Source organism: Lysobacter xanthus (assembly GCF_047159895.1).
Genome location: NZ_BAAGAB020000100.1, coordinates 1 through 6,714, shown reverse-complemented (window position 1 = coordinate 6,714; position 6,714 = coordinate 1). Strand labels below are relative to the sequence as shown.

At 69.4% G+C, this 6,714-nt stretch carries 4 protein-coding genes and 1 pseudogene; all 5 read right to left on the bottom strand.

The window, feature by feature from the left end:
• A pseudogene (locus ACY35P_RS14670) lies at window positions 1-780 on the bottom strand (PCRF domain-containing protein); the annotation flags it as partial.
• A 48-nt stretch (window positions 781-828) separates the two neighbouring features.
• Entirely contained in the window at window positions 829-2,544 is a 1,716-nt protein-coding gene (recJ, locus tag ACY35P_RS14665) for a single-stranded-DNA-specific exonuclease RecJ (protein WP_462116581.1), read from the bottom strand.
• Entirely contained in the window at window positions 2,541-3,479 is a 939-nt protein-coding gene (locus tag ACY35P_RS14660; RefSeq protein WP_462116580.1) for a phosphoglycerate mutase, read from the bottom strand. The genes recJ and ACY35P_RS14660 overlap by 4 nt, the downstream gene beginning before the upstream one ends.
• A 2-nt stretch (window positions 3,480-3,481) precedes the next feature.
• On the bottom strand, window positions 3,482-3,958 hold the full coding sequence (gene greA, locus ACY35P_RS14655; protein ID WP_462116579.1) for a transcription elongation factor GreA: 477 nt from the start codon (window positions 3,956-3,958) through the stop codon (window positions 3,482-3,484).
• Between the two features lie 138 nt (window positions 3,959-4,096).
• Window positions 4,097-6,714 (bottom strand): carbamoyl-phosphate synthase large subunit (gene carB / locus ACY35P_RS14650; protein ID WP_462116578.1); only part of this gene is annotated, 2,618 nt, incomplete at its 5' end.

Sequence of the window (6,714 nt, the reverse complement as noted above, 5' to 3'; positions counted from 1 at the left end):
GCCGATTCCGTCTTGTTGACGTGCTGGCCGCCGGCGCCCGACGAGCGATAGACGTCCGTCTTCAGGTCCGCCGGATTGATCTCGATGTCGATGTTGTCGTCGACTTCCGGCGAGACGAACACCGAAGTGAAGCTGGTATGCCGGCGGTTGTCGGAGTCGAACGGCGACTTGCGCACGAGGCGGTGCACGCCCGTCTCGGTCTTTAGCCAGCCGTAGGCGAAGTCGCCCTCCACGCGCAGCGTGGCCGACTTGATGCCCGCGACGTCGCCGCCGCTGGCTTCCATGAGCTCGGTCTTCCAGCCGCGCGATTCGCACCAGCGCAGGTACATGCGCAGCAGGATCTCGGCCCAGTCCTGCGCCTCGGTGCCGCCGGCGCCGGCCTGGATGTCGACGAACGCGTTCGCGTTGTCCATCTTTCCGGAGAACATGCGACGGAACTCGAGCTGCTCGACTTCCTTCGCGTACTTCTCGACGTCGTCGACGACCGCGGTCGCGGTGTCCTCGTCGTCCTCCATCTCGGCCAGCTCGAGCAGCTCGTTGGCGCCGACGAGGCCGTCGGTGAGGCTGCGGATGCCGTGGACGACCTTCTCCAGCGAGGCGCGCTCGCGGCCGAGCGCCTGTGCGCGGTCCGGGTCGTTCCAGATGTCGGGGCTTTCGAGCTCCCGGTTTACTTCTTCGAGACGTTCGACCTTGTGGTCGAAGTCAAAGATACCCCCTGAGCGAATCCAGCCGACCCTTGAGGTCGGCGATTCGCTGGCGGACGGGATTGAGTTCGATCATGTCCGTCGTCGCATGGAAAAGAGCCGGCGATTCTACCAGCGCGCGGGCTCAGGCCGGTTCGCGGTGCACCACGACCAGCTGGAAGGCGTCGCCGCCGCGGTAGTCGTCCGGCTCCAGCCGGTACGCGATGCGGATGCGGGGCCCGGGCGGCTCGGACGCCCCGCCGAACTCGATGGCGTTGAGGCGCATCGCCCCGAGGCCCAGCTCCATGCGCAGGTGCCGCTGACCGACGATCCGCGTCGACAGCACGTGGAACTCCCCGTCGAAATGGGGTTCCGGGAACGCCTGGCCCCACGGCCCGCCGTCGCGCAGCGCCTCGGCGCAGCTACGGCCGAGCTCCTCCGGCGCGAGCTCCCCGTCGCTGAGCACTTCCGCCTGCAGCAGGTCGGGCGTCAGCCCTTCGGCGGCGGCCTCGGCCAAAGCGGCCGAGAACTCCGCGAACGCGTCGAGCCGCAGGCTGAGCCCGGCCGCCATGGCGTGCCCGCCGAACCGGTCCATGAGCGACGGCCGGCGCGAGGAGACCGTCGCCAGTGCGTCGCGGATATGGAACCCGGGGATCGACCGCGCCGAGCCACGCAGCATCGTGGAGCCCGGGGCGGACGGGGCGAAGGCGACCACCGGGCGGTGCAGCCGCTCCTTGATCTTCGACGCGACCAGGCCGACCACGCCGGGATGCCATTCGGGATCGAACAGGCAGACCGCGGCCGGAAGGTCGCCGCCCGGAAGTTCGACCCGCGCGAGCGCGCGCTCCGCTTCGTCGACCATCTGCTCCTGCACGGCGCGGCGCTCGCCGTTGATCTCGTTGAGCAGGTGCGCGATCTCGCGCGCCCGCGTCGGGTCGTCGGTGAGCAGGCATTCGATGCCGAGCGACATGTCCTCGAGCCGTCCCGCCGCATTGATGCGCGGCGCCACGGCGTAGCCGATGTCGGCGGTGCCGAGTCGCGCGAGGTCGCGCTGGGCGACTTCGGCGAGCGCGCGCAGCCCAGCGCAGGCCTGCCCGGCGCGTAGTCGTCGCAGCCCGGCGGCCACGAGTGCGCGGTTGTTCGGGTCGAGCGGCACGAGGTCCGCCACGGTTCCGACCGCGACCAGGTCGAGCAGCTGCGACAGGTCCGGAACCGAGCCGGCGAACGAACCGCGATCGCGCAGGTGCCGGCGCAACGCCAGCAGCACGTAGAAGATGACGCCGACGCCCGCGAGTGCCTTGCTCGCGAACCCGTCGCCGCGCACGTTGGGATCGACTATCGCATCGGCCGGCGGCAGTGCCTCGCCCGGCAGGTGATGGTCGGTGACCAGCACTTTCCAGCCACGCCCCTTCGCTGCGCTGACGCCGGCGTGGCAGGCAATGCCGTGGTCGACCGTGACGACGAGGTCCGGCTGCATCGGCGCGATCTCGTCGACCATCGCCGGCGTCAGGCCGTAGCCGTGCACCATGCGGTTCGGAACGGCATACGAGACGCGACGCGCGCCCAGCATGCGCAGTCCGCGCACGCCGACCGCGCAGGCGGTCGCGCCGTCGCAGTCGAAGTCGCCGACCACGACGATGTGCGCGTCGCTGTCCATGGCATCGGCGAGCAGGCGCGTCGCCGCGTCGAGGCCGAGCATCGTTTCCGGAGGATGCAGGTGCGCCAGCTTCGGTCGCGCGTGCTCGAGCGACAGCGCGCCGCGCATCGCGTACACGCGTGCGAGCACCGGATGCAGTTCGCGCGCCCAGTCGCCCGGGACGACATGGGGACGGCGGACGAGTTTGGCCCGCGATCGGCTCATGCGTCTTCGTGCTCGGCGAGGACGCGCAGTGGGCGCTTCCAGAATCTCAGCGACTGCGACCGGCGAAGCGTGAATCGACGGCCGTCGGCCCAGTGCAGTTCGACCGCGCCCACCGCACCGCGTGCGACATCGGCGACCACCGGCTCGAGCCACGCCGCACACAGCCGGTCGAGGCGCCGCTCGTGGCGCAGGTCGTAGGCGGTGTCGACATCCGCCGGCGACCACGCATCGAGCGGCATTGCCTCGATGCCCGCCACCTTCGCGAACGCGTGCAGCGTCGGATCGGGCGACAGGATTCGCGCGACGCGGCCCGCGATGCGATCGGGCAAGCGCCCTGCCCCCCAGAACCAGACGGAATTCACCGGCGCCAGCCCGCGCGCCTGCCGTTCCGCGTTGAGCGGATGCTGGTGCAGCAGCACCTGCGCCTCCGACATCAGCGCACGCCAGCGGCGGCCTTCCGCGCCCTGCGGCATCTGGTCGAAGAGGTCGGCGCCCAATGCGTCGTCCGGCGACGCGAACGCCGGTAGGGGCGGCGGATCGGCGGCCATCCGCAGGAACCAGGCCGACGGCTCGCCGGCCTCGATCGGAAGGCCGACGTCGCCGAACAGCGGACGCAGCGGTTCCAGCAGCGACTCCGCGGACGCGGCATCCAGCGCGAGCGTTTCGCCGACCGCCAGCAGGCGTGCGCCATTGATGTCGGGACGCACGTAGGCGGGATCGGCACGCAGCCACGTCGCGCCTGCCGCGTCGCCGCTCTGCGCCTGACGGGTGACGGCCGCAGCGGGCCAGCCGATCGGCAGCAGGTCGAACAAGCCTTCGATTCCTCGCGCGTCGCCCCCACGCTCGGCCCGCCCCAGCGCCGACGCGACCGCCGGCGGCAGCGCCTCGCCCGCGAAGCGAACCGGGTCGGGCAGGACGAGCCGCGCGGTCGCCATGATCAGCCGAGGTAGCGGACGCTGACGATCTCGTACTCGCGGGTGCCGCCCGGCGCATCGATCGAGATCGTGTCGCCCTCGTGCTTGCCGATGACCGCACGCGCGACCGGCGACGAAATCGCGATCAGGCCCTGTTTGATGTCCGCTTCCAGGTCGCCGACGATCTGGTACGTCTTCTGCTCGTCGGTATCGACGTCGGCCAGTTCGACCGTCGCGCCGAACACGACGCGCGAGCCTGCGTTGAGCTTCGTCACGTCGATGACCTCGGCATGCGAGAGCTCGCCCTCGAGCTGCTTGATGCGGCCCTCGATGAACCCCTGCTGCTCGCGCGCGGCGTGGTATTCCGCGTTCTCCTTGAGGTCGCCGTGCGCGCGCGCCTCCGAGATCGCATTGATGACGGCCGGCCGCTGCACGGACTTCAGGTTCTCGAGCTCGGCACGCAGACGCAGCGCACCCTTGGCGGTGATCGGGCTTCTCATGGGATTTCCTTGTGGCGACGCCGGCCGTACCGCGCCGTCGATCGAATGGGGTCGATTGTGCCCGCTCGGGGCCGCGGCGCGTAGGTTGGAAACGCGACCGGCCGCACGCGGCGGCCGGCCGGCGTCCCTCGCGGGGGCTCAGACGATGGTGGCGTGCAGTTCCTGCAGCGACCAGACCGGGCCCGTGCCGCGGTACTCGAGCGACTGCAGCAGTGCGCGCGCGCCCGACACGGTCGTCGAGTACGTCAGGCGATGCTGCAGCGCCTCGCGACGGATCGAGAACGAGTCGGAGATCGCCTGGCGGCCTTCGGTCGTGTTGACGATGTAGACGATCTCGCCGTTCTTGATCAGGTCGACCACGTGCGGCCGGCCTTCGATCACCTTGTTGACGACCTCGCACGAGACGCCGTTGGCCTGCAGGAAGTCGGCGGTGCCGCGCGTCGCCACGATCGCATAGCCTTGGCGCACCAGTTCCTGCGCCACCGGCAGCACGCGCTGCTTGTCCGGGTCGCGGACCGAGACGAAGACCTTGCCGGTCGCCGGCACCGCGCGGATGCCCGCCGCTTCCTGCGCGCGTGCGATCGCCGCGCCGAAGTTGCGGCCTACGCCCATCACCTCGCCGGTCGAACGCATCTCCGGCCCGAGGATCGGATCGACGCCCTGGAACTTGGCGAACGGGAAGATCGCCTCCTTCACCGAGAAGTAGTCGGGCACGATCTCCTTCGAGGCGCCCTGCTCCGCGAGGGTGCGACCGGCCATGCAGCGCGCCGCGATCTTCGCGAGCGGAATGCCGATCGCCTTGGAGACGAACGGCACGGTGCGCGAGGCCCGCGGGTTCACTTCGAGCAGGAAGATCGTGTCGCTCCCGTCGGCTTCCTGCTGGATCGCGAACTGCGTGTTCATCAGACCCACGACCTTGAGCGCGCGCGCCAGCGCGACCACCTGCTCGCGCAGCAGGTCCTGCGTCGCGGCCGACAGCGAGTACGGCGGCAGCGAGCACGACGAGTCGCCCGAATGCACGCCCGCCTCCTCGATGTGCTCCATCACGCCGCCGATGAGGACGTTGCCTTCGCGGTCGGCGATCACGTCGACGTCCACCTCCACCGCGTGGTCGAGGAAACGGTCGAGCAGCACCGGCGAGTCGTTCGAAACCTTCACCGCATCGCGCATGTAGCGCGACAGCTCCGAGTCCGAATGCACGACTTCCATCGCACGGCCGCCGAGCACGTAGCTGGGGCGCACCACGAGCGGATAGCCGATCTCCCTCGCTAGCACGAGGGCTTCCTCCGGATTGCGGGCGGTGCGGTTCGGCGGCTGGCGCAGGCCGAGCTGGTCGACGAGCTTCTGGAAGCGCTCGCGGTCCTCGGCGAGGTCGATGCTGTCGGGCGAGGTGCCGATCACCGGCACGCCGTTGGCTTCCAGCGCACGGGCGAGCTTCAGCGGCGTCTGTCCGCCGTACTGCACGATCACGCCGAACGGCTTTTCGAGATCGACGATCTCCAGCACGTCCTCGAGCGTCAGCGGCTCGAAGTACAGGCGGTCGGAGGTGTCGTAGTCCGTCGAGACGGTCTCGGGATTGCAGTTGACCATGATGGTCTCGAAGCCGTCCTCGCGGAGCGCGAGTGCGGCATGGACGCAGCAATAGTCGAACTCGATGCCCTGCCCGATGCGGTTCGGACCACCGCCGAGCACGATGATCTTCCTGCGGTCGCTGGGGTTCGCCTCGCACTCGTCCTCGTAGGTCGAGTACATGTAGGCCGTATCGGTGGCGAACTCGGCCGCGCAGGAATCGATGCGCTTGTAGACCGGTCGCACGCCGAAGGCGCGGCGCAGCGCGCGCACGGCCGTCTCGTCGGTGCCGCTCAGCTGCGCGAGGCGCGCGTCGGAGAAGCCCATGCGCTTCAGCGCCCGCATGCGGCGGGCGTCCAATGCGGCGAGGCCACCGGCGGCGACCTCCTTCTCGGCGAGCAGGATTTCCTCGATCTGATCGAGGAACCAGCGGTCGACATGCGACAGCGCGTGGATGTCCTCGACCGACATGCCGGCACGGAACGCATCACCGATGAAGAACATGCGCTCGGCGCCCGGCTCCTTCAGCTCGCGACGGAGCGTGGCGAGGTCGTCGTCGCTCGACAGGTCGAGGCCGGTCGGATCGAGGCCGACCTTGCCCGTTTCCAGCCCACGGAGCGCCTTCTGCAGCGATTCCTGGAACGTCCGGCCCATCGCCATCACCTCGCCCACCGACTTCATCTGCGTGGTGAGGCGCGCATCGGCCTGCGGGAACTTCTCGAAGGCGAAGCGCGGAATCTTGGTGACGACGTAATCGATCGACGGCTCGAACGATGCTGGCGTGCGGCCGCCCGTGATCTCGTTGCGAAGTTCATCGAGCGTGTAGCCCACCGCGAGCTTGGCGGCGACCTTCGCGATCGGGAAGCCGGTCGCCTTCGACGCGAGCGCCGAAGAGCGCGAGACGCGCGGGTTCATCTCGATGACGACCACGCGGCCGTCGTGCGCATTGACGCCGAACTGGACGTTCGAGCCGCCGGTGTCGACGCCGATCTTGCGCAGCACCGCGATCGAGGCGTCGCGCAGGCGCTGGTATTCCTTGTCGGTGAGCGTCTGGGCGGGCGCGACGGTGATGCTGTCGCCCGTGTGCACGCCCATCGCATCGAAGTTCTCGATCGAGCAGACGATGATGCAGTTGTCCGCCTTGTCGCGGACCACCTCCATCTCGAACTCCTTCCAGCCCAGTACCG